The sequence below is a fragment of the Leptospira bouyouniensis genome (assembly GCF_004769525.1).
GTDB lineage: Bacteria > Spirochaetota > Leptospiria > Leptospirales > Leptospiraceae > Leptospira_A > Leptospira_A bouyouniensis.
This window is the reverse complement of sequence record NZ_RQFT01000003.1, coordinates 410,173-436,503: the sequence shown is the minus strand read 5'-3', so window position 1 is coordinate 436,503 and position 26,331 is coordinate 410,173. Positions and strand designations below refer to the sequence as shown.

Annotated in this window: 21 protein-coding genes and 1 tRNA gene; 6 read left to right on the top strand and 16 right to left on the bottom strand. The window is 35.8% G+C overall.

Features of this window, described 5'->3' with window-relative positions; all coding sequences use genetic code 11:
- Window positions 1-21: 21 nt before the first annotated feature.
- On the bottom strand, window positions 22-1,533 hold the full coding sequence (locus EHQ43_RS03645; protein WP_135770165.1) for a carboxypeptidase M32: 1,512 nt from the start codon (window positions 1,531-1,533) through the stop codon (window positions 22-24).
- An 82-nt stretch (window positions 1,534-1,615) separates the two neighbouring features.
- Here EHQ43_RS03645 and EHQ43_RS03640 point away from each other — a divergent pair.
- Window positions 1,616-1,686 (top strand) — tRNA-Gly (locus EHQ43_RS03640).
- 696 nt (window positions 1,687-2,382) lie between these two features.
- On the opposite strand, the gene EHQ43_RS03635 is transcribed toward EHQ43_RS03640, so the two are convergent.
- The 11 genes from EHQ43_RS03635 to EHQ43_RS03585 form a co-directional block, all read right to left on the bottom strand.
- Entirely contained in the window at window positions 2,383-3,678 is a 1,296-nt protein-coding gene (locus EHQ43_RS03635; RefSeq protein WP_135770164.1) for an SMP-30/gluconolactonase/LRE family protein, read from the bottom strand.
- Window positions 3,675-4,922 (bottom strand): SMP-30/gluconolactonase/LRE family protein, encoded by a 1,248-nt coding sequence (locus EHQ43_RS03630; protein WP_135770163.1) that lies wholly within the window; start codon window positions 4,920-4,922, stop codon window positions 3,675-3,677. The genes EHQ43_RS03635 and EHQ43_RS03630 overlap by 4 nt, the downstream gene beginning before the upstream one ends.
- The gene (locus EHQ43_RS03625; protein WP_135740090.1) at window positions 4,919-5,806 is read right to left on the bottom strand and encodes a M24 family metallopeptidase; all 888 of its coding nucleotides are present in this window, start codon (window positions 5,804-5,806) and stop codon (window positions 4,919-4,921) included. Before EHQ43_RS03625 ends, EHQ43_RS03630 begins: the two co-directional genes overlap by 4 nt.
- A gap of 79 nt (window positions 5,807-5,885) precedes the next feature.
- Window positions 5,886-6,635 carry a helix-turn-helix transcriptional regulator gene (locus EHQ43_RS03620; RefSeq protein WP_135740091.1) on the bottom strand — a complete coding sequence of 250 codons (750 nt, stop codon included), beginning with the start codon at window positions 6,633-6,635 and terminating at the stop codon, window positions 5,886-5,888.
- 186 nt (window positions 6,636-6,821) lie between these two features.
- Complete coding sequence (locus EHQ43_RS03615; protein WP_135740092.1) at window positions 6,822-7,238, bottom strand: iron chaperone; 417 nt, start codon at window positions 7,236-7,238, stop codon at window positions 6,822-6,824.
- Window positions 7,239-7,258: 20 nt separating this feature from the next.
- On the bottom strand, window positions 7,259-8,650 hold the full coding sequence (locus tag EHQ43_RS03610; protein WP_135740093.1) for an MATE family efflux transporter: 1,392 nt from the start codon (window positions 8,648-8,650) through the stop codon (window positions 7,259-7,261).
- A 25-nt stretch (window positions 8,651-8,675) separates the two neighbouring features.
- A complete protein-coding gene (locus EHQ43_RS03605) occupies window positions 8,676-9,635 on the bottom strand; it encodes an SRPBCC family protein (protein ID WP_135770162.1) in 960 nt (319 codons plus the stop codon).
- Window positions 9,628-9,990 (bottom strand): ArsR/SmtB family transcription factor, encoded by a 363-nt coding sequence (locus EHQ43_RS03600; RefSeq protein WP_135740095.1) that lies wholly within the window; start codon window positions 9,988-9,990, stop codon window positions 9,628-9,630. Before EHQ43_RS03600 ends, EHQ43_RS03605 begins: the two co-directional genes overlap by 8 nt.
- Window positions 9,991-10,440: 450 nt before the next feature.
- Window positions 10,441-11,517 (bottom strand): alkene reductase, encoded by a 1,077-nt coding sequence (locus EHQ43_RS03595; RefSeq protein ID WP_135740096.1) that lies wholly within the window; start codon window positions 11,515-11,517, stop codon window positions 10,441-10,443.
- A 106-nt stretch (window positions 11,518-11,623) separates the two neighbouring features.
- A complete protein-coding gene (locus EHQ43_RS03590) occupies window positions 11,624-13,645 on the bottom strand; it encodes a 7TM diverse intracellular signaling domain-containing protein (RefSeq protein ID WP_135770161.1) in 2,022 nt (673 codons plus the stop codon).
- A complete protein-coding gene (locus tag EHQ43_RS03585) occupies window positions 13,642-15,405 on the bottom strand; it encodes a hypothetical protein (protein WP_135770160.1) in 1,764 nt (587 codons plus the stop codon). Before EHQ43_RS03585 ends, EHQ43_RS03590 begins: the two co-directional genes overlap by 4 nt.
- Before the next feature lie 131 nt (window positions 15,406-15,536).
- Between EHQ43_RS03585 and EHQ43_RS03580 the strand changes: the two genes are divergently transcribed.
- The 3 genes from EHQ43_RS03580 to EHQ43_RS03570 all read left to right on the top strand — a co-directional run bounded on the left by EHQ43_RS03580 (window position 15,537) and on the right by EHQ43_RS03570 (window position 19,091).
- Window positions 15,537-16,763 carry a PAS domain-containing sensor histidine kinase gene (locus EHQ43_RS03580; protein ID WP_244242626.1) on the top strand — a complete coding sequence of 409 codons (1,227 nt, stop codon included), beginning with the start codon at window positions 15,537-15,539 and terminating at the stop codon, window positions 16,761-16,763.
- A gap of 99 nt (window positions 16,764-16,862) precedes the next feature.
- Window positions 16,863-18,011: a hypothetical protein gene (locus EHQ43_RS03575; protein WP_135770158.1), complete on the top strand. Its 1,149-nt coding sequence runs from the start codon at window positions 16,863-16,865 to the stop codon at window positions 18,009-18,011.
- A 54-nt stretch (window positions 18,012-18,065) separates the two neighbouring features.
- Window positions 18,066-19,091: a pirin family protein gene (locus EHQ43_RS03570; RefSeq protein WP_135770157.1), complete on the top strand. Its 1,026-nt coding sequence runs from the start codon at window positions 18,066-18,068 to the stop codon at window positions 19,089-19,091.
- Between the two features lie 33 nt (window positions 19,092-19,124).
- On the opposite strand, the gene ilvD is transcribed toward EHQ43_RS03570, so the two are convergent.
- The 4 genes from ilvD to EHQ43_RS03550 all read right to left on the bottom strand — a co-directional run bounded on the left by ilvD (window position 19,125) and on the right by EHQ43_RS03550 (window position 24,766).
- Window positions 19,125-20,801: a dihydroxy-acid dehydratase gene (gene ilvD / locus EHQ43_RS03565; RefSeq protein ID WP_135770156.1), complete on the bottom strand. Its 1,677-nt coding sequence runs from the start codon at window positions 20,799-20,801 to the stop codon at window positions 19,125-19,127.
- 70 nt (window positions 20,802-20,871) lie between these two features.
- Window positions 20,872-21,513, bottom strand: a complete 642-nt coding sequence (locus EHQ43_RS03560; protein WP_135770155.1) for a hypothetical protein — start codon at window positions 21,511-21,513, stop codon at window positions 20,872-20,874.
- Entirely contained in the window at window positions 21,510-24,188 is a 2,679-nt protein-coding gene (locus EHQ43_RS03555; protein ID WP_135770154.1) for a TonB-dependent receptor plug domain-containing protein, read from the bottom strand. The genes EHQ43_RS03560 and EHQ43_RS03555 overlap by 4 nt, the downstream gene beginning before the upstream one ends.
- Entirely contained in the window at window positions 24,185-24,766 is a 582-nt protein-coding gene (locus EHQ43_RS03550; RefSeq protein WP_135740104.1) for a TetR/AcrR family transcriptional regulator, read from the bottom strand. The genes EHQ43_RS03555 and EHQ43_RS03550 overlap by 4 nt, the downstream gene beginning before the upstream one ends.
- Before the next feature lie 159 nt (window positions 24,767-24,925).
- On the opposite strand from EHQ43_RS03550, the gene EHQ43_RS03545 reads away from it, so the two are divergent.
- Window positions 24,926-25,618, top strand: a complete 693-nt coding sequence (locus EHQ43_RS03545) for a nitroreductase (protein ID WP_135740105.1) — start codon at window positions 24,926-24,928, stop codon at window positions 25,616-25,618.
- 65 nt (window positions 25,619-25,683) lie between these two features.
- Window positions 25,684-26,286 carry a class I SAM-dependent methyltransferase gene (locus EHQ43_RS03540; RefSeq protein ID WP_135770153.1) on the top strand — a complete coding sequence of 201 codons (603 nt, stop codon included), beginning with the start codon at window positions 25,684-25,686 and terminating at the stop codon, window positions 26,284-26,286.
- The last annotated feature ends 45 nt before the right edge of the window (window positions 26,287-26,331 follow it).

The window sequence follows — 26,331 nt, the reverse complement described above, 5'->3', positions numbered from 1 at the left end:
TTGTTTCCTTTATCGTTTCAATTAATTAGAAATTGAAACTTCTTTTACCTTTTCTTCTAAATATGAAATGAGATATTTTGCATTGGCAGATTCTCCAGTTGCTTCCTGCACCAAATTTTCTATTTTTAAAATTTTCCCTTTGGAGTGGATGTTTTTCCTTAACCAATTTAATAAATCTGAAAAATCACCATTCGCAGAAAACTTGTTATGCGAATTTGGATATTCTTCTGTGAATTTTTTGTAAAATTGAGCACTAAAAATATTTCCTAATGTATATGTTGGAAAGTAACCAAATGCTCCCATCGACCAATGAATGTCTTGCAAAACTCCTTCTGCATCATTTTCAATGGTCATACCGAAACTTTCTTTCATTTTTGAATTCCAAATTTCAGGTAATTCATTTACTTGGATTTTACCATTAATCAAATCTCTTTCAATTTCAAATCGTAAAATGATATGAAGGTTATATGTTACTTGGTCAGCTTCTACTCTAATTTTTGATTTTTCTGTACTATTGATGTATTGGTATAATTGTTGAAAAGGGAGTTCTTTTTCAGACATTTCGAAATCATTCAATAAAATTGGATACATGAATTCCCAAAATGGTAAGGAGCGGCCAACTTGGTTTTCCCATAGTCGGCTCTGTGATTCATGTATTCCCAAACTTAAGTATTCCGTCAATGGATTTGGCCAGTCAGGCATTTTTGACAGACCTGATTCATATAATGAATGTCCGGTTTCATGTAACACACCAAAGATGGACGATAATGGATCTGATTCTGAATAACGAGTTGTGATTCTTTTATCACCTTTTCCTAAACTTGTCGAAAATGGATGATTGCTAATATCTAATCGAGATTCTTTTGTTGTAAGTCCAAGGATTGCCGGAAGACGATTGCAGAATTTGGTTTGTTTTGCGATAGAAATGGGATTTTTGAAGGGACTTTCAAAATGAGGAGCTTTACTTACAATTGGTATTAGCGAATTTTTTAGATCCGAAAACAAGGATTGAATTTGATTTGCTTTGGCACCTTTTTCATATGAATCTAACAATGCATCATACGGTTCAGTCGTATAACCAAAATAATCCGCTTGTTTTTTTGATAAATTTACAAGTTCTTCTAATCGTTTTGAAAACAATTTGAAGTTTTTTTCCTTTTTTGCTTCTGCCCATTCAGCATGAGCTAAATTTGTTAACTTTGCAAAATCGGCGACAAACTCTGAAGGTAACTTATCAGCTTTTTCTTTCTCCTCCATTAAAATTTCCAATTCACGATTCCACATTGGCCTTTCTGATTCAGGGAGGTCTTTGACAGATAGTTTTGCACTTTGGATTTGTTCCAAAAATGATTTGTCCGTCATCCATTCATGGGTGAGTTCCGCAACTGCGGCGATTTGGCTGGACCTATATTCACGACCCTCGACAGGCATCATCACTTCCGAGTCCCAATGGAGAACGGATGAAATGTCTTGGAAAATTTTAATTTTTCGATATTGTTTTCGGTAATTTTCGAGTGCTTGTGGGAGGGCCATAGACTCATTTTCCTCCACCCTCACATTCTGGAACCAAAAATCATTGACCCTTAACCCTCAACCAAAACTATGTATATACGTCGCGGGTGTGGTGTAACGGTAGCACAGCAGCCTTCCAAGCTTCTGGCGAGGGTTCGAGTCCCTTCGCCCGCATGACAGTCTTTCAACAATCCAATCATTCTAAGCAAACCGAGTGACTCGAACAGTGGTGCGAGCTGGAACATGAGTGACCCATAGGGAACGAATGTTACAGTAAGAAAGCCACGATGGCTTTCATCGAGCGACGCCGTGCCTCGAAGCGTTGTGAGGACAGGATGTCCGAACAGCGGAGAGGGCGAGTCCCTTCGCCCGCATGACAGTCTTTCAACAATCCAATCATTCTAAGCAAACCGAGTGACTCGAACAGTGGTGCGAGCTGGAACATGAGTGACCCATAGGGAACGAATGTTACAGTAAGAAAGCCACGATGGCTTTCGCCTTAGCGACGCCGTGCCTCGAAGCGTTGTGAGGACAGGATCTAACCATGAAACTTGTATGGGGGAGTACACAATTGAGTATAGGTATCCCCGCCCGATTTAGGGAGGGGAACTAGACCCGCCACCCAATGATTTCCACTTACCACAACTTCTCAAAATAAAAAAGCCAATTTGTTATTCGAAAAAAAATTCATCCAAAAAGTTCATATTTGATTCATATATGTAATGAAAGGTACCCTGAGAATGAAATCTTAGCGCCACCGATCGAAGTGGAAATCCTTTCCCGACGGGAAAGATTGGAACGAAGAGCGGGATCGCCTTTATAAAGTTAGAAATATATACAATCCATTTGCGAGGCGCCCAATATTATCATTTAAATATTGTTAGGGTACGGCATACTAACAAATCCTTTAAATCCCTCTTGATAAACGGCCAGATACAATTTTTTCTTTCCAGGAACGACAACTATTATATGGGAAAATAAACTTCCATCATGTATTGCAAAATAATTAGGCTTATTTCCGTTAGGCGACAGTGAAAGGATACCTGTCTTTTTAGAAACAGGTAATAATGTTTCAGGAATGTATAATACAAGGTGTTTCCAAAATGGATGTTTATGTAGCCAATTAATTAATTTTGATCTTTCAACGGGGAGGGCAATCCAAATTCTACCATGTGGATCGCGATCCATTCCATCAGGAAATCCTGGAAGGCCATCAATCACAATCTCATCCTCTCCCATTTTATTTCCTGTTAGGTGAAGTCGAATGAGTCTAGACATAGAAAGTTCATTCAATAAAATGGATGACTCGGATTTCTGATCAGAATATTCCAACAAAATTCCATCGAGGTAAGTGTATTGATGAGCGATCAAACTTGCCGTATTATCTTTTAAATCATATTTCCATAAATGGCCATTTCTACCAAGTGTAAGTACTTCATGTTTCGATTGAGAACTTACACCTAAAATTGAATTTGGATGATCATAAGGCTCTGTAAAATAAATTCGTTCTCCATCTCTACTAATGGCAATGTCATCGGCTTTTTCAATATTCCGACTATTGATTTCATTTAAATCAGAGAATCGAAATTTTTTCTCTTGGTTCCATGGATAAAATGTTCCTATTTGTCCTTTCTTGGGTTCAATTGATTTGTTTGCTAATGGGACTCGCGTTCCAATTTTACGAATTTTTTTTGTGGATATTTTTAATTCATAAATTCCTGGGATATCTTTTACCGTATCTAAATGATCTTTGCCCCGAGACAAACACATATAAATAATATCTTGGTCCTTGGGGTGGAAGACCATCCCGCCTGGAAGAAGAGGAGTTTTCACATATGGTTCTGCTATATTAGTTACTAAATCAACTTTCCAAATCCAACCATCGATAGATGCAACAAATGCTCTATTTAAATCTTCCTGTAGTAAAATTTCATCTTGGGCTGGTAATTGATTTCCACTAATCGTTACATTTTGTTTGATTGGATCTCCTTCTGATTTGATTGAAATAATACTTGAATTATAAGTAAGATCTATTGGCTCTTTGATTTGATTTTTAAAATAATCTTCTGGTGTTTTACAATTTAAAAAATTGATACATAGAATAATCAAAAAATATGAGAAAATTTTAATTCGAGTTAGAATAAGAAACTTTATTAAAACTTTCATTTCGATTCGCCTAATTCAAATTTATTGATCGAAATGGAATACAATCCATGTGAAGAGTTGTCAAACGAAGGGAGGTAAATAATGTCTTCATGTGGGACAGCAACGGAGATATCCTTAATTTTTGATCCATCATGTAATGTGTAGTACAAAGCATTGCTTCCTGAAGGGTCCAAAACGAGTATTCCTGTTTTTTTCGCAATCGGTAAAAGTTTTTGTGGAAGTGATAACAAAAATGATTTTATCCAAGGATTGTTGTGAATAAAATTAATTAGACCAGATCGAGGTTTTATGATTCCAACCCAGATCCTTCCTTTGGCATCTCGTTCTAATCCATCAGCTAATCCAGGAAGATTTTCAAACAGAACTTCAAAAGTTCCTTCTTTTTTGCCACTTATATTTGCTTTGATGATTCTAAATTTTGTTGTTTCTGTTATGATGACAGACTCCTCTTTCGTACTGGAATGAGACGCAATGACTATCCCATCGACAAAGGTAAATCCATTCATGATCAGTGAAATTGTATTATGTTTTCGATCATACATCCATAATTTACCATGTGGATATAATCCAATAGCTTCTGGTACTGCCCCACTTCCCATGGCTGCGTTAGGCCGTTCAAAGGGTTCTGATATGTAAATTCTGTTCCCATCTTTAGATACAGCCAGATCGTTACATAATGAAAATGCTCTAGAAATTGATTCGTTTAATTTATTTAGAGAAAAAATTGGTCGTTTTGATTCTTGATAAACAATTTCAAATTCATCTTTTTCTATTTTTGGTAAGTTTAGTATCAAAGGATGTACAGTTTTTGTTTTGATATTGATCTCATATAGTCCAACACCACTCTTATCTGCATAATCCATTCCACCTAACCGTGAGGCACAAGTCAGGATAGATTCTTGTTTATTGTTTGAAAATTGTAATCCTGCTGGATTCACAGGAGGTTTTACCCAGGCTTCAGCAGATTTTGTTTTGAAATCCAATTTCCAAATCCATCCATCCATTCCTGAGGCATAGGCAACTTGATTTTTTTGATCAAAGATAAGATCATCATGCCCAGGTAACTCTGGAAAACTAATATTTAAGTGTTCAATGAACGGATCTGGTTTTGTTACATTTTTGATTGAGATAGGAACGTTTCCCAGTTGATAAGGTTTCCCAATTTTAATGTTGTTTGTATTACATCCAAAAAATGAAAGAAAGTAGAACAAAAGAATTGAATTGGTACATAATAAATATTTCATATAGTTTCCTTTAAAGATTGGTATTTTTTAACATGTGGTACTTCATCATCTAACCAGTAGGATTTGTCTTTTTCTACGACCAATATCTCTTCAAATTTAAATCCGGTTTTGCCTTTACCTAAATGTGGTTCAATTGCCCATAAACCAACTTTTTCACCTTCGTGATCAGGAGTGAGTAGTTCGGGCAAAACCTTATGAGATAAAAATTCATATGAAGCTTGTAAACTAAACCAACTTGCGAAACTAACAGGTAATAATGGAAAAGAAATATTGGGTAGGTTTACCTTATAAACCCTATGGCCAAGAACAGCAAATGGATACAAAGAATGTATATTATCGAAACCTGAATTTTTAGCATCTGAATCGATTTTCCACCAGATTTCTGAAGGAGACATCGAAGATGAAAAATATTTTGGAATTTCCTCTCGAAGTTTCAAAAGATATTTCATACCAGAATCTAATTCTTGATTTTTAACTAAACAAGTTGAATAACCTATATCACCAATATACCCATCGACAACAGGTGACACATCTAAGATAAAAGGTTCTTCTTCTAACAATCGTTTGTTACTAGGATGAAATTGTGTGAATCGTTTATATCCATCAAATCTTGCGTGTTCACCAAACCAAGCAAACGGTCTATGTAAAAATACTTTGACTCCATGATCTCGTAAATATTCATCCATACGTTTTGTGGTTTGTTTTTCAGTCCAACCAGGTAACATTTCTTTTTCAATGGTTGTGACACAGTCGTATGCTAATTTTTGTGCTTTTAAAAAACCGTTTTTTTCCTCGAGAGAAGGAATATGAATCGATTCTGATTTTAACTTCGAAAGTTTTGAGGATATTTTTGATAAGAATCCTTTTTCATGGAGTAAGGGCATTTGTTATTTTTCCTTATTAGGAAAAGAGAATAACAAACATTGGATTTCTTTGCTTGAATGATTCCGGTATTTATTAAATTTATTCTTCGTTACCAAACGAATCGCAAAATCTAACTTCTGCGGTTTTGAGATGACCAAAAAATTGTGAAGGTATAAATCCGAAATTCTCCTTAAATGTTCTCGAAAAATGTGCTGAATCAGAAAAACCGGCAGCATGTGCAGCGTCTGTTAAATTGTTTCCTTCTTTTATTTCTTTCACAGCACGTAAAATGCGAACCCACAATAAATACCTTCGGAGTGGAATCCCAAGATTCTCTTTGAACAATCGAATCAATCTGTCTTCTGAAATTGAAAAATCTTTTCCAAGCTCTTTCATTAAAATTTTGTTCGGAATTTCTAATCGAATTTTTTTAGCGATTTTTTGTATTCTTGGGTCGATTGAAATATTTAGTTCTTCAAAAGGATAAACAGTCCTAAGTAATTTAAGCTGAAGTTGTGTTGCTTCTAAATTATTTAACTCACCATAATACAATAACTTTAAAGATTCGATTAGATGTAAAAATTTTCGAATGTCTAATCGTTTTACTTCGCCTGAAGAAATAGATTTAGAGATAGATCCAAATTCGTATGTTTCTGGATCAATCAATAATGCAATCATCTGTACACCCGGTGAAACGGTTCTATGATAAGTATTTGGTCCAACTAAAGCAACACGATATTCTTCCTTTCCTAATTCAGTTTCGATTGTAATATTGTTATCTAATGAAATTGCTAATGTGGCTGCATAATGTGAATGAAAATCTGTCTGCATATTGTTCGTTGCAAACATAACACGACTGTTCCATAAATACAAAATACTTCGATTCTCAAACTCCACTTATGTACCTCGTTATGAACACTAAAGGGTTAACTTAGAAAACAAAATCTAAATTTTGTAAATTCAAATAAGATTTTATGATTTTGAGAAACTAAAATAGGAAATAATAATACCGAAATAAAAACGAATCTGAATTGATTACTTCTTTGTGATTGGATGTTTTAATTTTATAGCCTTTTTTTTTTGAACTTTTTTCTTTATTTTCCCTAAGTTTTCTTTTAGTCTAAATTGGACTATTTTTTTGATTAAGGTATATGGTATAGGTTCATCCAGAGGGAATTGAATCGATCCTTTCCCATTTTTATATTTTGAAATTTCCTTCTGGAAAGCGAGATTCCCAGAAGGAAGAGCATAAAAACCAATATGTTTTTTAAATGCAGCAAAATGAACAAGATTTCCGTTCTCTATGAATGTTGGAATTGCATACCTCATTGCTTCAGTCGCATTTGGTGCCACTTTTCGAATGACCTTTCTGATATTAGAAAGAATCAATTGTACATCCTTTGGAAAAGAATTGATATATTCATCGATATTTGCAGGCAATTTTTGATTCATATACGTTCACCGAAATTTCATTAGACTTTTGTTTCTTTCCATTTCCCTTTGGTGAATAACCATAAAGTATATACACCAACAGAAGTTTCAGACAACATCATTGCCCAAAACACACCACTATAACCGAAATTAAAATATTTCCCGAGTGTATACGCCAAAGGGATCTGAATGATCCAAAAAAAGATTACATTGATTTTGGTTGGAGTCATCGTATCACCTGCTCCATTAAAAGCTTGGCTAGCTGCCATCCACCATGCGTAGATAAAATAAGAATAAGAAACAATTCTTAACCATTCCGATCCAATCATGATCACTGAAGGGTCTGTACTAAAAATTGAAATTATATTCTCGCTATAAAAAAAATAAATGATAGATACAAGAATTAGATAACCCATATTACAGAACCCGGTAAACCATACAGATTGTTCTGCTCGATCCGGTTTTCCTGCCCCTAAATTTTGACCTACTAATGTTGCGACTGCGTTTGACATTCCCCAAGATGGCATCAATGTAAACATCATCGTCCTAAGTGCAATGGTTGCTCCGGCAACAGTCTGGCTTCCAAACTCTGATAAGATTCTCATGATAAAAATCCATGATGTCATACCAACAATCATCTGTCCAATTCCACCAAGTGATGTTTTTAGAATGCCCGAAATTGTATCCCATTCAATTTTTAAATGACTGGTTACTATTTTAATGTGTTTTCCACCTTTGAATAATAACCAAAGTTGAAATAATACACCGATTCCTCTTCCAATGTTAGTCGCAATTGCAGCACCTGTGATTCCAAAGGCTGGTATTGGACCCCATCCAAATATAAAAATAGGATCCAAAATGATATTGAAACCATTAGCAATCCAAAGTACACGCATTGAGATTGCTGCATCACCTGCTCCACGGAAAACGGCATTAATTAGAAATAACAAGACAATGATTAAATTACCACCTAACATCCATTGCATATAGTGATAACCTTCACTAAGTACCCATTCGTCTGCACCCATAAGTGCCAAGAGCTCTTGTGAATAAAAGATACCTGCGATTGAGAAGGGAATAGAAGAGATGATAGCTATCCAGATGGATTGAATCGCCGCTACTCCAGCCTTATCTTTTTCTTTTTCACCAATCCTTCGAGCGACAATGGCTGTTACAGAAAATGATAAACCCATTGCTACTGCATAAAGTAGAAAGAGATATGTTTCAGTAAGTCCAACTGTGGCAACTGCGGAAGGACCAATTTTACCAACAAAATAGATATCTACAACTGCAAAAACTGATTCTAAAACTAACTCCAAAATCATTGGAACTGAGAGGAGAAAAACTGCCTTTTGCATACTAACTTCAGTATAATCTTCTTCAGATCCAGCTAGGGCTTTTTTTAAATCATTCCATAAACTTTTTCGTGTCATAATTTTTCCTACTAAATTTGAATTATTAATTCAAATATTGATTTAACCTACTGATTGTTTGGTGAGCACCTTCAATAGCTCCAAATGAAACAACTGTATCTCTAATTTCTGCATTAGGAAATATCATATTCATTTTTATGATTGTTTGATTTTTGTTTATTGATGTAAACCAAATCTTTACTAAAAAATTATCATCTTTTGTTGAATCTCCAGAACCATGAAGATATTCAATATATTCGAAATCTTTTATGACTTTATATTCTACCAAATTTGGATAGATTTTACCATCTGGTCCTTTCATGGTATAAATCCATTTTCCACCAACTCTAAAATCTCTGGATTCTGTCGTCGTAGTAAAACCATTTGGACCCCACCAACTATTTATATTTAATTGATCAGCAAAAGCAGAGAAAACTAAGTCGATCGGATGTGATAATTTTTTTTCGATAATTAGTTCATTTGTTTTCGGCAAAGCTTCAGATTCTAACTTTTCGAAACTTTGTGACCAACCTTCCTTCATGCCAGAATTTGCAAAACCATCACGAATTTGGTTGTTCATAAATTCAGTTAGCAAAATCACTTTTGTTTTACCGTTCGTTTCTTCGAACAATACTCTTAATTTTGAATTTAGCATGGACCGATCACCAGTGACCCCTGCCATTTTTTGAACTTCTTTGACCCACTCATCTGGATGTTCATCAACTAAATCGGTCATAACAAAACTTTCATAAGGTGTAATTTCTAAAAATTTTCCAACTACTGGATAATCTACTCCATCAGGTGATCGCATAACAATACGATACGATCCACCGACTTTAAAATCAAATTCTACGGTCGGATTAGTGAATCCTTTGGGTCCCCACCATTTTTCAATGTGTAAAGGATTTGTCCAAACCTCCCAAACAAGTTTTAGTGGTGCTTGGAAAATTCTTTCCATTCTAACAATTTTTTCTTCTAACGAAACGGTCATGTCTTGTTTAAACATTCTTTTTCTTTCCTTTCGATTGTTGTAACTCCATCAAATACTGATCAAGTCGATCTAATCTTTCTTCCCATAATTGTTTATACTGTTGTAACCATTGGTTTGCTTCTTCCAATGCTTCTACTTTTATGCGGCAAGGACGGTATTGAGCAGATTTACCACGTTCAATCAATCCTGCCTTTTCTAATACTTTGATGTGTTTTGAAATACCAGGTAAACTCATCTGAAATGGTTCAGCTAATTCCATAACAGTCGCTTCACCAGAAACCAATTGCATCAAGATCTTCCTTCGCGTAGGATCCGCTAGTGCTTGGAATGTAGAATCTAATGTTTCTTCCGAATGTTGAAATTTAACCATTTAGTTAATTAACCTTTTGGTTAAATGAGCTAGATTCGCTTTTTTTGTCAAGGATTTAGGGAAAAGAATCCAAGTATTTCTGGGAGGTGCGTGATACTAAATGGATATGCGAATCCCCACCCGATTCAGGGTGGGGAACTAGACCCGCCACCCAATGTTTTCTCCTTATCATATTCCACGCAAAAACGAAACTGCTTTGTGAATCTCAAAATTTTTCTTTCAAATTAGTTCGTATTTTCGTCTTCTCGAATGTTTCTACCAACCAATCATCCAAATGATATCTCTCTTGCGCCAGGGATCTGGAGGGCTAGGTCCAAGGAGGTGTGGAGCAACTCCGCAGGACGGGAGCGAAAGCGGACCCCGAAAGAGCCCGTTCCCTTTATAAATCAATCAATGTTATAGATAAATTGGGAGGCGCCCAAAGATTTTTGGGCGCTCGCATAATTTTAGTTAGGATGAAAATGGATAATCAGTGTATCCTTTTTCGCCTGGGGTATATAAAGTAGTTTCATCAAAATTTACAAGTGGTATATTTTTTTGAAATCTTGTTACGAGATCAGGATTTGCTAAAAATGGTTTCCCGAATGCCACCAAATCTGCGTTACCTGCCTCGATGTCTTTATTTGCCCGAATCGAATCATAACCACCACTTAGTATGAGAGCTCCCTTAAAATTCTCTCGAATTGCTTTGACTGTTTTTGGTTCCACAACCGGGGCACCCATTGACGAGTGATCAACTAAATGCACATATAGTATTCCAATTTCATTTAATTTTTCAGCTAACAATGAATATTCGTCATGTGTTTCAGGAAATGGGAATAAATCGTTAAATGCGCCATATGGAGACAAACGGATTCCTGTTTTTTCTTTTCCGATTGCATTACTTACAGCGACTGCAACTTCTAAAACAAATCGCAAACGATTCTCGATTGAACCGCCATATTCATCAGTCCTTTGGTTGGATGATGGATGTAAAAATTGTTCCAACAAATATCCGTTTGCTGCGTGTAATTCAACTCCATCAAATCCTGCATCAATGGCATTTTTTGAAGCAGTTACAAATTCTGCGATGGTGGATTGTAACTCCTCTTTAGACATTTCTTTCGGAGTTGGATGGTCTAACATTCCATCACTGTCAGTCCACATTGTTCCTTTTGCCATAATAGCAGAAGGTCCTAAAACTTTTGCCGATTTAGGTAAATTCTTTTCATGCCCAATTCGACCAGTATGCATTAATTGAACAAATATTCTACTACCTTTGTTGTGTACTTTTTCAGTAACTTTTTTCCAAGCATTGGTTTGTTCTGAAGAAAAAATTCCTGGAATTCTCGCATAACCTAAACCATTCGGAGATGGTGAAGTACCTTCTGTGATGATAAGTCCTGCCTCAGCTCTTTGTTCATAATAAGTTGCTACAATATCTCCTGGAATATTATTGATGGATCTTGACCTTGTCATTGGAGCCATGACGACTCGATTTTTGAGTTCTAAATTGCCTAATTTTGTTTTTTGATACAATGGATTCATTTTAATTCTTAAAGAAAAACCTCTTATCAAATAGACAGGCCGGTCACCTACTTTGATATAAAATAATTTAATATCAAAGTATTTTATATCAAAAATAGAATTTTAGTCACAAATCGAATCCCAGAATCGTTAAATCGTCCTGGCGTTCTTCGGTTTTTTGAAAATTTTGTAGCGTTTTTAGCAGGCGATCAAGTACGTCAAAGAGGGGCAACTCCCTCGTCTCCAAAAGATGATGATGCAATTGTTCTTCACCAAATTCTTCCTCTTTTTGATTAACGACTTCATAAACACCATCGGTAAAGACAAACAAACGATCACCAGTCCCAAAATTGAGTCTTTTATTTTCATATTGAGTTTGTTTTTTCAAACCAATCATTCTACCTGTTTTTGGTAAAAGAGTCGTTCTCTCTTTTTGTATCAATACAGCAGCTGGATGGCCTGCCGACGCAAATTCTATTGTATGATTTTCAAAATGAATATCGATAATGATAGCTGTTAACAAACTATTCAATGATACAAAATTATCCATAAATTCTTCATTAAAAATTTCGATCACTTTATTAGGTGGGAGTTCAAATTCCTTTATAGGATCATACAATCCTTTGATTGCCATCGTTATCATTGCAGCATGAACTCCGTGTCCAGTTGCATCAGCGACAAGAATTCTGTAACTTGAATCTTTTAAATGTGTGATATCAAAAAAATCTCCACCAACTTCAGAGACGGGTAAGTATCGATAATCGAAATATAAATTTTTTCTTAAATTAGGATCGATGGAGATAGAATTTTCTTGGATTTTTTTTGCGACATCCAAGTCTCTTCGTAGAACACTTAATGTTTGGTTTAGTTTAAATGTTCTTTCTTTAACTTTTTCCTCTAATTCAAAATTAGATTTCTCTAAATTAATTTTCACTTTGTTTTCAGCAATTTCTTTCTCTTTGATAATCTTATTGTATCGATCAGCAAGGGCAAATGCAAGTAATACCATCTCAGCAGCTGAACCATATTGTGGCCCTTCAATTGTAAATACATTTGTTGGAATATAACCAAGTGCTCTCAAAGTAGATATAATTAAGGCTAAAAATAAAAAAGAAAAGGCGAGAAGAAAAAAATAAGCAATCCTTTGTTTTTTGAGTGAACAAAGGACCCCAAGTAATAAAATCCAAAGCGAAGTAACCGTATGGCTTAATACTAACCACTTGATAAAAGTATCAAAAGAAAAAATATAAGCAATGGGTAGTATGATTTGTACTACGATAAAAAACCAATTCCAAGGATCTAATTTTGGAAGAACATTTTTAGTCTGTAAGAGATTTCGCATAAAGATCAAAAACAAAATCAATACTACAGAGATGAATATATTTATAGAATATTGATCCAACCATGGAGAGTAATTCCAAAGGTATTCCGATGCTATTCCATTGTGAGTTGCAATAGCAAGTGCAGAACTTAAAACAACTAAGACATATAAAAAATAACTAATATCCCTAAGTATAAAATACAAAAACAAATTAAAGGTTATCATTGCTAATGTGATTCCAAAATAAAGAGCTTGTATCACATGATCGTCGATTTCATGCCGATCATAGAATTTTTGTTTCCAAATTTGAATCGGTAGATTAATTGCATTTGGGGAGTTTACTTTTAAATAGACAGTAGCATACGATTTCGCAGAAAATTGGATAGGGAATACAAAAAATCGAGATTGGTATGGGCGATTGTTGGAAGGAATTGAATATCCTGAAGGAATATTTTTTACTTGATCATGAGTTTCTAAAAACAAATCCAATGTTTTTAATCTCGGGTAAGAGATTACAAGTGCCGTATCCATCGGAAGTTCGTTAGGATTAGTAAAATTTACTTTAAGCCAATAAGTTGATTTTGAATAAGAAAAATTAAAGGCTTCTTTGGCATTCGTTACCTTTTGAAATCGCAGATTTTTTTCATTCGATTTGATACTCAAATAATCCAATGCATTTGTTGGATCTTCCAAAACATATATAGAAGGTACTAATTGGATTGGTTTATCATTTAATTGATTGAGATTGACGATTGTACTTTCTGAGTATAATTCGATCCTAAACAATGTTACCAAACATAGAATGAATATGAATTTACAATTTTTCATAAATTTTTTAGATATAGATCACTTTCGACAAACAAATCTAAGGAATAAATCTGGTTTTTTTGAGCAAATATAAGAATCCCATCAAAACTCACACTCAATCCTTCTGGACCAGGTAAGATTTTTTTAAGCAAGATTTTCCCTTTATGATCCAAAAAAATGAATTCCACTTGGTTCTCTTCACTATATTCATCAAAACAAGTTAGGATCACGACAGTGTGTTTTCCATCAAAACTAAAAACATTAAGAACCTCCGATTGGATCGGCAGAATACATAATTGATTTCCTAAAAAATCGATCATCGCGATGGAATCAAAATCATTGGTAATGGTAATGTTCTCATCGGACACAAGGATTGGAACTTTGTTTGTTCCGAATGAATGTGGACCAAGTGTGTCTGATGAAGTGATATCTAATTCCTTGATCAACTCTAAGTTCTGGTTTAAGAGAAACGATTTATCCCAAACAAAAGGAATCAAAATTCCTTCAGGGAACATTACTGGAGGTGATGCCAATTCAAATAACAATTTTATATCGGAATCCTTCTCTTGGTAAAATCGTTTTTGTTCACCTGTTTGGATACTTTCGATAATGGAATAATAATAATAAAAATTCAAATTGGAGTCAATCATGACAGGATGATATTTTGATTGGTATTGGAATACAATTTCCCAATTTTCATTCACAGCAAACACACCTTTAAGTGTATGAAACAAAATAACACCTGATTCTGTTTGGAAAACTTTACCTGAAAAAATTTCACCATTTGGTGTTTTAATTTTTTGTAAGATTTTTTTTGTAATTAAATCATAAACATGGACTTCATTTGTATGGGGTAAATATAAGGTATCCGATAGAATTGAAAATTGAAAATTTTGAATAACCCGATTTTCAGAAACGTCACGCTCCTCTGTCGAAAGAATTTCATAACAACGAAAGGAAAGTGGTATCGAGAGTAATAGATTTCCTTGTAGATCAAACACAAGTAATTCGTTTGGTCGATTGAGTTGAGAAAAATACTCTGAACCATTTTGAAATCCTTGGAAATAACAAAGATAACCGGATTGGTAAAATAAATATGGAATCGAGATTCCTTCTAAAAAAGGTCGATTCACTGTTTGTTTCCAAAGGACCTTATTTTCTGGTAATTTTATAGCAGTCAAAGTATACAAATCATCTATTTCCGATAATACGACACATTGGTTTATCGCAACCCATTCAGTGACCAATACCAATTCATTGTTAGCTAAAGGTATCACTAAACTTGCATGGCTCGGGAAACCTCTTTCCTTCTCCTCATCGTAATCCTTTGGAAATTGTTTTTGAAACCACTTGCGTAACCATTGTTTGGCTGAACTTGGTAAATTCGGAACTCGATCTAAAAAAATTCTTTTGAGAGTCTCTGGTTCCCTTTTGGAGATTGTTTCTAGAATTTCGGGAAAAAATGTGTAAGGAAATTTTGATTCCGAATGTTGCAATAATTGGGCAACGGTTGGGTTCTGAATCAATTCTGAACGTTGGTCGTCGAATAACTCTGCGGTTTGTTCATAGTACTCAGGATAAGTGGACCTAGGATCACCTGTCCCTTTGACTCGGATCCACCAGAAATGATGGCAATCCGAACACTCATAAATTTCTCGGTAGGGATTCCGAGATTCTCCAACAATATCATGGATTGTAAACTCAGGAGTTTGATTTAAATCATGGATGGGTTCCAATCGAGAAAAAGTATTGAAACCTTTTTGACAAAACAAACAAGCCATAATGAGAAGGTGTTTAGTAAAATCGAAAATTCTGTATTGGTCAAGTCAAATTCCAATCAATGGATTTCTCTTTCTTCAATCACTTAATTCTTGGCAATTTTTTCTTTAATTACGAAAATATGTTATTCCTTATGCCGACTTCGCCTGAATCATACGAAACCTTAATTGCAGAAATCCAGAGGCTTGAAAAGGAAAACCATATTCTAAAACAAAATCAAAATTTGTTTGATGATCAACAAACAAAGATTAACCATCTATTACAATTTACTCAGTTTTCGATCGATTCAATTTCTGATACTATCCTATGGATAGATGAAAATGGAAAGTATGTCTTTGTAAATAATGCAGCATGTATCAATTATGGATATTCAAAAGAAGAACTTCTATCAATGACTGTGCTCGAAGTAGATCCGTTGTTCACAAAAGAGATTTGGGATACACATTGGAAAGATATTTTAGAAAAAAAAACTTTCACTATAGAAACAATTAACAAAAGAAAAGATGGTACTCCTTTCCCAATAGAAGTGACAGTGAACTTAGTTGAATATGATGGTAAAAAATATAACTGTGCAATAGTAAGAGATATCACTGAACAAAAATCAAATGAAGAAAAATTAAAACAAGCTGCCTTACGACTTGAAGAATTAAATGCGACAAAGGATAAATTCTTTTCCATCATCGCGCATGATTTACGAGGGCCTTTGGGAGCTCATAGGGAATTCACAAAACTATTAAGTGAAAAAATCTCGGACCTATCAATAGAAGAAAGAGATGTCAATTTACAAATCATCAGTGAATCGTCTGAAAAAATATATTCATTGATGGAAAATTTACTCCATTGGGCAAATACACAAAACGGTAATACCAAGTTCAAACCAGTTGCATTCAATTTATATGATATAATTCAAAAAACAATCGATCTCTTATCATTATCCATTCAGAAAAAACATATCAATGTGCTAAATCTGATCCCAGAAACGTTTGAACTAGTTGCTGATGTTTTTATGGTGGAAACTATTTTTCGTAACCTTTTATCAAATGCTATTAAATATAGCAATCATAACCAAAAGATTGAAATAGGATTTATAAAACAGGATCCAATCGATCATTCAAATCCTATCTTCTACCGATTTTATGTAAAAGATGAAGGGATCGGTATGTCCAAGGAACGAATGAATACTTTGTTTCGTTTGGATCAAAAGTATTCGACTCCAGGCACTGCACAAGAAACTGGTACAGGTCTTGGTCTCATCCTAATTAAAGATTTTGTAGAACAACACGGTGGAAAAATTTGGGTCGAGAGCCAAGTACAGCTTGGAACAACTTTTTATTTTGAATTAGGACATATCACAATATAAAGGAAGTTTCATTCACAAGAATTATCATTTTTTTTCCATTTCTCTCGCTGCTTATTTTTTTTAATCGATAGCAAAACCATTTTTTGGATTTTTGCAAGTATGCGAAGCTATTTACTAAAACACATTTTCCTTACTTTATTTGTTTGTATTCCATTGTTTGCTCAACAAGTAGACCAAACTAACCAAGGAACAATTACACAACAATCTCCATCTTCAAAAAAATCATTCTTTGGTTCTCGATTGGCAGTATTGGAACTTGCAGGTACATTTGTGCAAACACCATCCGAAGGGGGACCTCAATCTGTCTCCAGTATTCTAAATTCAGCAAGGGTTGCTTCAAGTTTTGTAAACAGCGGTAACACGACCAATAATCTAAATCCGCCAGGGATCATTACCGAAAGTGCAGAATCGAGACCAACATCAACAATTTCTCCCCGTATCAAATATTCACACCAGTTTACAGAAGATTTTTTTGTAGGTTTTGTTTATGCAAAGGGCGAGCAATACAATGATACTAGAACAAGCTTTAGTACGAATGGTTTGTATTTAAATGATCGAATCCGGTCTGGTACAAACGAAGTTGGTTTTAAAATTGGTTTGGGACCTATCAATTATCTAACTGATTCCACATCAACAGAATTGAGTTTTAATTATTCAGAACTTTCCTCCAAAGGTCCGTTCCAATCCTTTCAAATTAAGTTTCCATTTTTACGAACCGGTGATCAAAACCTAACAGAGGGTTATGCTCTTTCAACTGGAACTGTAGAGTTTAAAACAAAAAATTATGGAATGAACTATGGATTCGCAACCTCCATAACGGATTGGCTCAATTTTTATATGATCGGGGACCTGACGATCTTTGCCGGACAATTAAAACTTTTGAACTATGGAATTGAAACCTCTTCTACTGGAACTTTAAATGCAAGTAACCAAGTAGTTTTTAGTCCTCCTGTAACCAAAACAGATCTCACTGCTTTCCAATCCAAAGAAGGATTGATGCGAGGACTTGGGGGTGCAACTGTATCTTTGGAGTTAGGTCTTGTATGGAAAGTGTTTGATACCTTGGGAATTAAATACGGTGGATTTTACCAAATATCATCCTTCAGTGTATCGGAGGTAACAGGATTTAATTTAGGGCAAGGGAAAACACCTGTCGAGCTTAGCTCAGTTCCAGATATCAATTCTTCCCAAAGTTCGAAAGAATTTGGATCTTTTGGAGTGAATGTATCTCTTGTGAAAAACTTTTAACCTAGTTTCCTTGTCTTAATTGTAGAAGGAGAATCCTTTGGAGATAGGACAACAATGAAACACAAATCAATATTATATGCACAAAAACTAGACTTCCAATGGCCTACCTCCGATCCTTTTTTATTTTGTGTCCACCACGAAGATTTTTATCCAAAAGGAAATGGAAAGTTTGGACCAAACGATTCCCTTCAAGGTAGACAAATTGGGCAAGACTTTGCCGGAAAAGACGGATGGAGGATGTATCACGGAGAAACCATCCCAGGATTTCCTGGCCACCCCCACAGAGGATTTGAAACCGTAACTATTGTTCAGCGAGGATTGGTTGACCATGCGGACTCTCAAGGAGCAGCAGGTCGTTATGGTGACGGGGATGTACAATGGATGACTGCTGGAGCTGGAATCCAACATTCCGAAATGTTTCCACTTATCAACGAATCAAGTGAGAACACATTAGAACTGTTTCAGATTTGGATGAACCTACCCGCTAAACATAAGTTTGTTGATCCGCATTTTAAAATGTTTTGGAATGAAGATATTCCTGTAAAATTGGTATCAGATTCAAACGGGAAAAAAGTGAAAATTAAAACAGTCGCAGGATCTTTGTTTGGTGACAAAGCTTTAGACCCTCCTCCAAATTCCTGGGCAGGAGATCCGTCAAACGAAGTCGGAATTTATATCTTAGATTTAGATGCGGATGTCCAATTTGTGATTCCCGCTACGTCCGAAGGATACAATCGAAATTTGTATTACTTCCGAGGTGAAGGTCTCGTCGTGGATGGAACCCAAGTTCCCGGAAAACATATGTACAATTTAAAATCGGATGAAGCTGTTGAGATTCGCAATGGTTCGGAAGTTGGGAGAATTTTGATTTTAGAAGGTAAACCTATTGCTGAACCAGTGGTACAATACGGACCATTTGTTATGAACAAACAAGAGGAAATCCAACAAGCATTTGATGATTACCGAAGGACCCAATTTGGTGGTTGGCCTTGGGATTCTTATGATCCCGTCCATGTAGGCAAAGGTCGATTCGCCAAACATGCAAATGGGAAAGAGGAATATCCAGCAAAATCTAAGTAACTTTTTCGGATGACTGAGTTAGGGATCGGTTGTTTACCGATCCGTCAAACATCCTGTACTGGCATCTTTTACCATTTGGATATACTTCCATAGGTAACCACTTGTGATGCGGTAGGGTGGTTTTTTCCATTTTGCACGGCGTTTCTCGATTTCCTCTGAACTCACTTTGAGATCGAGTGTATTTGTTTTTGCATTGATAGAAATCACATCTCCATCTTCGACAAGGGCAATTTCTCCCCCTTCCATCGCTTCAGGTGTGATGTGACCTACAACGAAACCATGACTTCCCCCAGAAAACCTTCCGTCTGTGATGAGTGCAACATTGTCACCTAGCCCTGCACCTATGATTGCCGATGTTGGCTTTAACATCTCTGGCATCCCTGGTCCACCTTTTGGTCCCACGTAACGAATCACAACAACGTGACCTGGTTTCACTTTTCCATCACGAATCCCTTCGTTTGCTTCTACCTCTGAATCAAAACAGATAGCTTTGCCTTCAAACATTTCGCCTTCATGCCCAGTAATTTTGGCAACTGCTCCTTTTTTGGCAATGTTTCCATATAACACTTGTATATGGCCTTCCTTTTTGATTGGGTTACTTACTGGTCGAAGTAAGTCTTGATCCTTGGGAAGGTCTGGGAGAGATTCCAAATTTTCCGCAATCGTTTTTCCTGTTACAGTCATACAAGAACCATCTAACATTCCTTCACGTAACATAAATTTCATGATGGCAGGTGTCCCACCAATAGCATAAAGATCTTCCATTAAATACTTTCCGCTTGGTTTCATATCCGCAAGCAGCGGTGTTGTATCAGTTACTTTTTGAATTTGGTCGAGGTCTAAATGAATTCCCATTGTCCTTGCAATGGCAATCATATGAAGAGCTGCGTTTGTAGAACCTCCGAGAATCGTAATCACACGGAGTGCATTCAAAATGGATTTGGGAGTGATGATATCAGATGGTTTGATATCTTTTTCTAGAAGATTGTACATGTACTTTCCAATCTCCTGGCATTCTTTCTTTTTCTCTTCACTCCTTGCAGGTGATGAGGAACTAAATGGTAAACTCATTCCCATAACTTCTATTGCGGTTGCCATTGTATTGGCTGTGTACATACCACCGCAAGCTCCAGGACCAGGGCAGGAATTTTTGATGACTTCTTTAAAATCTTCTTCTGAAATTTTACCGTTAATTTTTTTACCATAGGCTTCAAAGGCAGAAACTATATTTAACTTTTCTCCTTTGAAGTGACCTCCATTGATCGTTCCGCCGTACACCATGATCGATGGACGGTTAAGCCTTGCCATTGCCATGATAGCACCTGGCATATTTTTATCACAACCAGCGGTGAAAATAATTCCGTCATAAAAATGAGCGCCTGAAATTGTTTCAATCGAGTCCGCGATGATCTCTCGGGATGGTAGTGAATACCTCATCCCATCATTTCCATTGGTGATCCCATCACTCACACCAATGGTATTAAACAATAGTCCAACCATTTGTTTTGTATCGATGACACTTTTTTTCTGTAATGCAGCAAGAGTTGTCAAATGCATATTACAAGGATTCCCATCAAAACCTGTACTTCCAATTCCTACGAAGGGTTTGTTTAGATCTTCGTAAGGAACTCCAGAACCTATAATCATTGCTTGGGAAGCAGGGAGAGATTCGTCTTGGGTTAAAACACGGCTATATCGATTCAAACTCATAATTAAAAATTTCCTTGGGATTAAAGTCAAAATGTATGAGTGGAAAAGAAAGGAAAGCGGATTTTCAAAATTAAGGAAGTGTGATTTCCAGAAGAATTTTGTTTAAATTATTTTCTTGGGCCAATTCTTTTTCCCATTCTAGAAATTCTAACTGCAAACAACTGTTAGCCTTATCACGTGAGGATTGTGGTAAAAATCCATTTGCGGCAATCAATTTAGCCGCTTTTGTAATTTTTCCCCTGGGAGATTCTAACCATTGGATTTCGAAAAAAGTAGCAAGTCTTGTTCCAGAATTTGGCTGGATGCCAACATTTTCACAAGTTTCGACCACTTGAAAACTATACCTAGATTTGATTGTATCCGTATTTGAATTCGAAGTTGCACCTTGTGAAAGAATACCAGATTGTAAAATTGATTCTTGGCAATCAGGAATTCGATTTTGAATATTTCGAGTTTCATTCAAATTAAAATTCACCTCTGCTTGTGTCACTATGAGTTGATTTACATTACATACACCAGAAGGCCTACGACTACATGTCCTAGTATTTGTATTGGAATCCAATTTGATACAATTTCCCGAATTCCTTTGCCAGTACAACGTGGATAGGATCCATGTTTGTTCCTCTTCTTTTTTCTTTTGTAAATCTTCACCACTCTCAAAACATCTGGTAAATATAAAAAGACAAATGATCAAAAGTATTTTTTGTCTCAAAATCTTACCTCCATTCCAATATTGATGAGTGGGATGATTGCCATTTTTCCATTTGGAGTTTGTGATATGATAAAGGGTGAGTTAACTGTATCGTACGTAGGACTTGGATTTAAGTTCCTTTGGTAATTTTTTGTATTATCAAATTCAAAACCAGCTTGGTTTCTTCTGCCATAAAAGTTTACAAATTCTATATATGTATTGATATACCCCCAAGAATAGTTTTCTATTCGATCAATTCGTAAATCAAACTGGTGGAAAGGCAAAAACCGATCACTATTATAATTTCCAGAATAATTTGGGAAATATAAACTCAAACCAAAAGTTGCTGCTTCGTTTGCTCGCGTAGCGCCTGTTATGGGAGTGTAAGGTGTACCTGAAAAGTAACGAAATCTTCCCCCTACCATCCATTCCGAATTGAATTTATATCCAAAAACTAAATTGAGAATATGGGTTCGGTCTAAATCATACAACTCTTCTTTGTCATTATTATAGATCACTTCTAAGTTGTTATCATCATAATAGTTTAAGTAATTTGTTCCAAGTTTGGTTTGGGCAAGTAGAGTTCTTGTATTATTTTGTAAGGTTCGATTCCTTGATTCATCACTTGAAAGTCGAGATTGGTTATTAATTCGCTTTGTGATGGAATTTGTATATGAAATCCAACCAAATAATCCAGCTTGTTCCCTTGGGTCTTTTGTTTTTTTTAGAAAGATTTCTACACCTTCAGAATATCCATAACCGGCATTTGAGTAGTTTAAATTTTTAGCTTTAATAGGATTTGCTAGAACTTTTGCTGTTTCATTCACAAATATGCGAGTGTCATTATTAAGAGCATATGGATCCACGATATATGAATCAGGGACAATGATATTTTGAAAGATATTATGGAACCCTTCGATTTTGATCTGCCAATTATTTCCAAAATCTTGGCTTACGCCCAGAGAGTTATGCTCTGCTCTTTCCATAAACAAATTAGGATTTCCCGATTTTTTTGACAAAGCTTCCACTGAAACAGGTGCATTATAGTGGATTCCATGCCCTGCCATAATACTTGTTTTGGTAGATTCAAATACATACCCAGCAGTAATCCTTGGTGCCAAATTACTTTCATTACTTCCTGAATAATGGTCAATTCGCGCTCCTGGTGTTAGGCGAATTCCACCATATTTAAATTGGAATTCTGAATATGCGGATTTTTCTCGGTATCGAATGCGATCTCCATCGATGACAGATCGAAATGCTGCATTAGAATTTAATAGATCATTAAAAATATTATAAAACAAACGATTATACGAAGAGATATTTTCTCCTTTAAGGGTTGTCTCACGAAATCTACCTTGTACACCAACTTCAAATTTTAAGTGTTCTTCCCACAATTCCCATTCAAAAGCATTTTGAACATACGTGATAGAATCGGAAGTTCGATTTTGTAATCCAAAAATATTCTCAGCTGTGAGTGGGTTAGTAAAACGAAGTTCAAAAAATTCATCAAACCATGTCCGAGAATATGACAAAGTATTACGAAAGGATTTTCCTTTCCAAATATAACGAGCTGCATCTGTCCGAAACATTCGATCGAGTCCAGTCGGTGGTCGTGGGTCTTCACCTCCGCGTTCAAAATCTGCTTGGGCTTTTGTATATGCTTGCCTGTCTCTAGTACCAAAAGTTTGGATTGTGATTCGGTGTTCTTGGTTGATGTCCCAAATCAATTTCCATTGATAGTCATGATATTCTGCATATTTGGCATCTTCTGGGATTCCTTGAGGGTAAGTTTGTAAAAGTACCACATTTGGATAATTTTTGCGACCAGAACTTATCATAGCAAGTCCTGGCAAAACTTTTGTTTGGTTATAAATATCAGATAAAAATAAATTTATATTGATTATGGTTTTATTTTCTTCAACTCGATCAGTCCCTTCAATGGCGATGATTCCTCCAGTCGCATAACCATATTTAGCCGGAAATGCACCTGTATACACATCAAAAGATTTTATTAGATTATTATTTAGAACAGAAGATTGATTTCCCAAATGGAAAGGATAAGGTAAAGGGAAACCATCAAAGTAATATTGGTTTTGCCTTGTACCACCACCACGTAATGAAAGATCTCCTCTTTCACTATTGGAGTAAGGATTTCCTGTGATCAAATTAGTTCCTATATTTGTAAAAACGGAAGGTAAAATTCCAACAGGTGCACCGATCACAACACCTGGAACGGTTTGTAATGCTTTCAGTGAATCGCCAGAAACACCTGGCAAACGTTTGATTTCGTCTTGGACCAGACCGTAACGAGAGAGAGGGGTTTTGTCCCTTTCCCCACTTACCAAAATTCCAGAGACAGTTGATTCTGCTATCGAGATTAGGATAACTTGCCCTTTAAAGCGGACTTCACGAACTAACGATTCGGTTTTGTCGGCAGTAGAAACTTTGATTTCATAATAGCCAATTTCGGGAAACTTTAGTTTGGCGATCCCTTCTGCGTTTGAGATCCCACTGGTTTTTCCAGATTTAGATATAACTACAGCATTTTGAACGGGTTTCCCTGAATTCGATTTTACAAGTTGGATCGTAACTTCAATGTTTCCCTCAGCATAAATAACATTAGATCCTAAAATGAAAATCAGAAATGTAGTTAGGAAAATTGAAAACGAAAACCCAAATAGATTTGATTTCATTCGGATATAGGAATTAGGTTTTCTGCTATTTTATACAATTCATCTAAAGATTTTTTATCATCCAAAAGACGGTAACTTTGCAAAACACCTTCATATACAATGAACAGTTGTTTAGCGAGTGAATGAGGGTCTACTGTTGGTTTGGTATATCCATTTTGAATTGATTCTTCTAAAAAATCTGTCAAACAATCAATTGTTTCTTTTGCAATCCTTTCAATCTCGGAACGAATTTGGTGTTCCATAGGATTAATTTGGGCACGGAAGTTTGCCATCCCACAGCCAAACAATTGTGATTGCCTAGCTTCCCTCATAAGAATCCGAACCCAGGCTTTGATGAAGTCCAAAGGTTTTGGATTTCGTTTCATCAAAGTTTTAAGTAGATTTAAATTTTCGTCTGAGTAAATTTTGAGGACTTCTTTTCCTAATTCTTCTTTGGATGAAAAATGTTGGTACAAACTGGCTTTTACGGTTTTTGCTTCTCCCACAATTTGGTTCAAACCCGTTTCTGCGTATCCTTGTCTAAGAAAAAGGTTACGGCTTACTGATAACAGACGCAGTTTGGTAGGTTCCTTCTTCATTTTTATCCTAAATTGCGGAAAAACGAAATCCAAGCAAGAAATACACCAACCAGTATGTCCCATTTTTTTTTCAGAATATTCCAGGCGAAAGAAAAATGAGGAAAAAAGTTCTTGCAAATACATACCGACCGGTATGTATGCTTTTCTTAAAGGTATACAATGAACCTAGAATCTATATCCATCCATGAAGTCGCAAAATCTGTTTCAGAAGCAATGGACACTCGCCATAGCATCCGAGAATATGAAACCACACCCATACCAGAAGACCTACTCAATCGTATTTTTGAAAAAGCATTGCGTAGTCCCAGTTGGAAAAATTCACAACCTTGGAAGGTTCATATTGTCAGCGGTGAAAAAAGAAATTCACTCGCTAGTGCGCTTACAAACGCCGCCACAGGTTCACAACCAACACCAGAAACCAATTGGCCTGAGTCTTATCCAAGTGATGCCAAAAAACGGATGTTTGATTTGGGAATGAAGATCTATGGAGTTGCCGGGATCGATCGAAAAGACAAAGAAGCAAGAGACCAGTTTATGCTTCGTAATTTTAGTTTTTTTGGCGCTCCAACGGCTGTTTTCATCACTTCTAAATTTGATCTCAATTTTTTTGTGGGGATCGATTTGGGATGTTTTCTCCAATCGGTTTTACTGTTAGCAAGAGAAGAAGGTCTGGGGACATGCCCACAAGCAGCACTCGGTGCCTTTCCAGAGGTGGTACGAAATGAACTTGGCCTTCCGAAAGAAGAAAAAGTGATAATGGGAATCAGCATTGGTTATCCAAAAGCACAATCGGAGTTAAATCGTTTTCATACACCTAGAGAAGAAGCATCTGATTTAATTCGATTCTACTAAAAAAACAGTTATGATTCTTTTTTCTTTGGTATAGAATAATTCAATTACCAAATGGTTGAGCAATTATGTACGACAAAAATTTCTGGAACGATCGTTATGCGAATGTGGAATATGTTTATGGAAAAGAACCTAATGAGTTTTTACGTTCTCGCTTACCAAACTTAAAAAAAGGAAGGATCCTCTTTCCTTGTGAAGGTGAGGGGAGGAATGCAGTTTTTGCGGCAAGTCTAGGATGGGACGTGTTCGCTTTTGACCAATCAGAGTCTGGAAGGCAAAAGGCATTGCAATTGGCAAAAGAAAAGAATGTTACCTTTCATTATGAAATCTCGGATGCTTTAAATTATCCTTATGCACCTGACCAAATGGATATGGTGGCTCTCATTTATAGCCATTTTCACAAATCCATACGAACAACTGTTCACCGCAATTGTGTTCGGACATTAAAACCAGGTGGGATTTTATTACTGGAAGCTTTTTCTCCTGAACAGTTAAAGTATACATCTGGTGGACCAAAAGACCCTGACATGTTGTACCAACTCAAAGACTTACGTATGGACTTCGCAGAAATGAATGTAGAATTAGAGGAAGCACTCGAAACTGAACTAAATGAGAGTCCGTTCCATAAAGGAACAGCTAGTATTGTAAGACTTGTTCTTCGAAAAAATTAAATAGTTTTTACTTTTAAGTTTTAGAATTCATGATTCTCTTTTTCA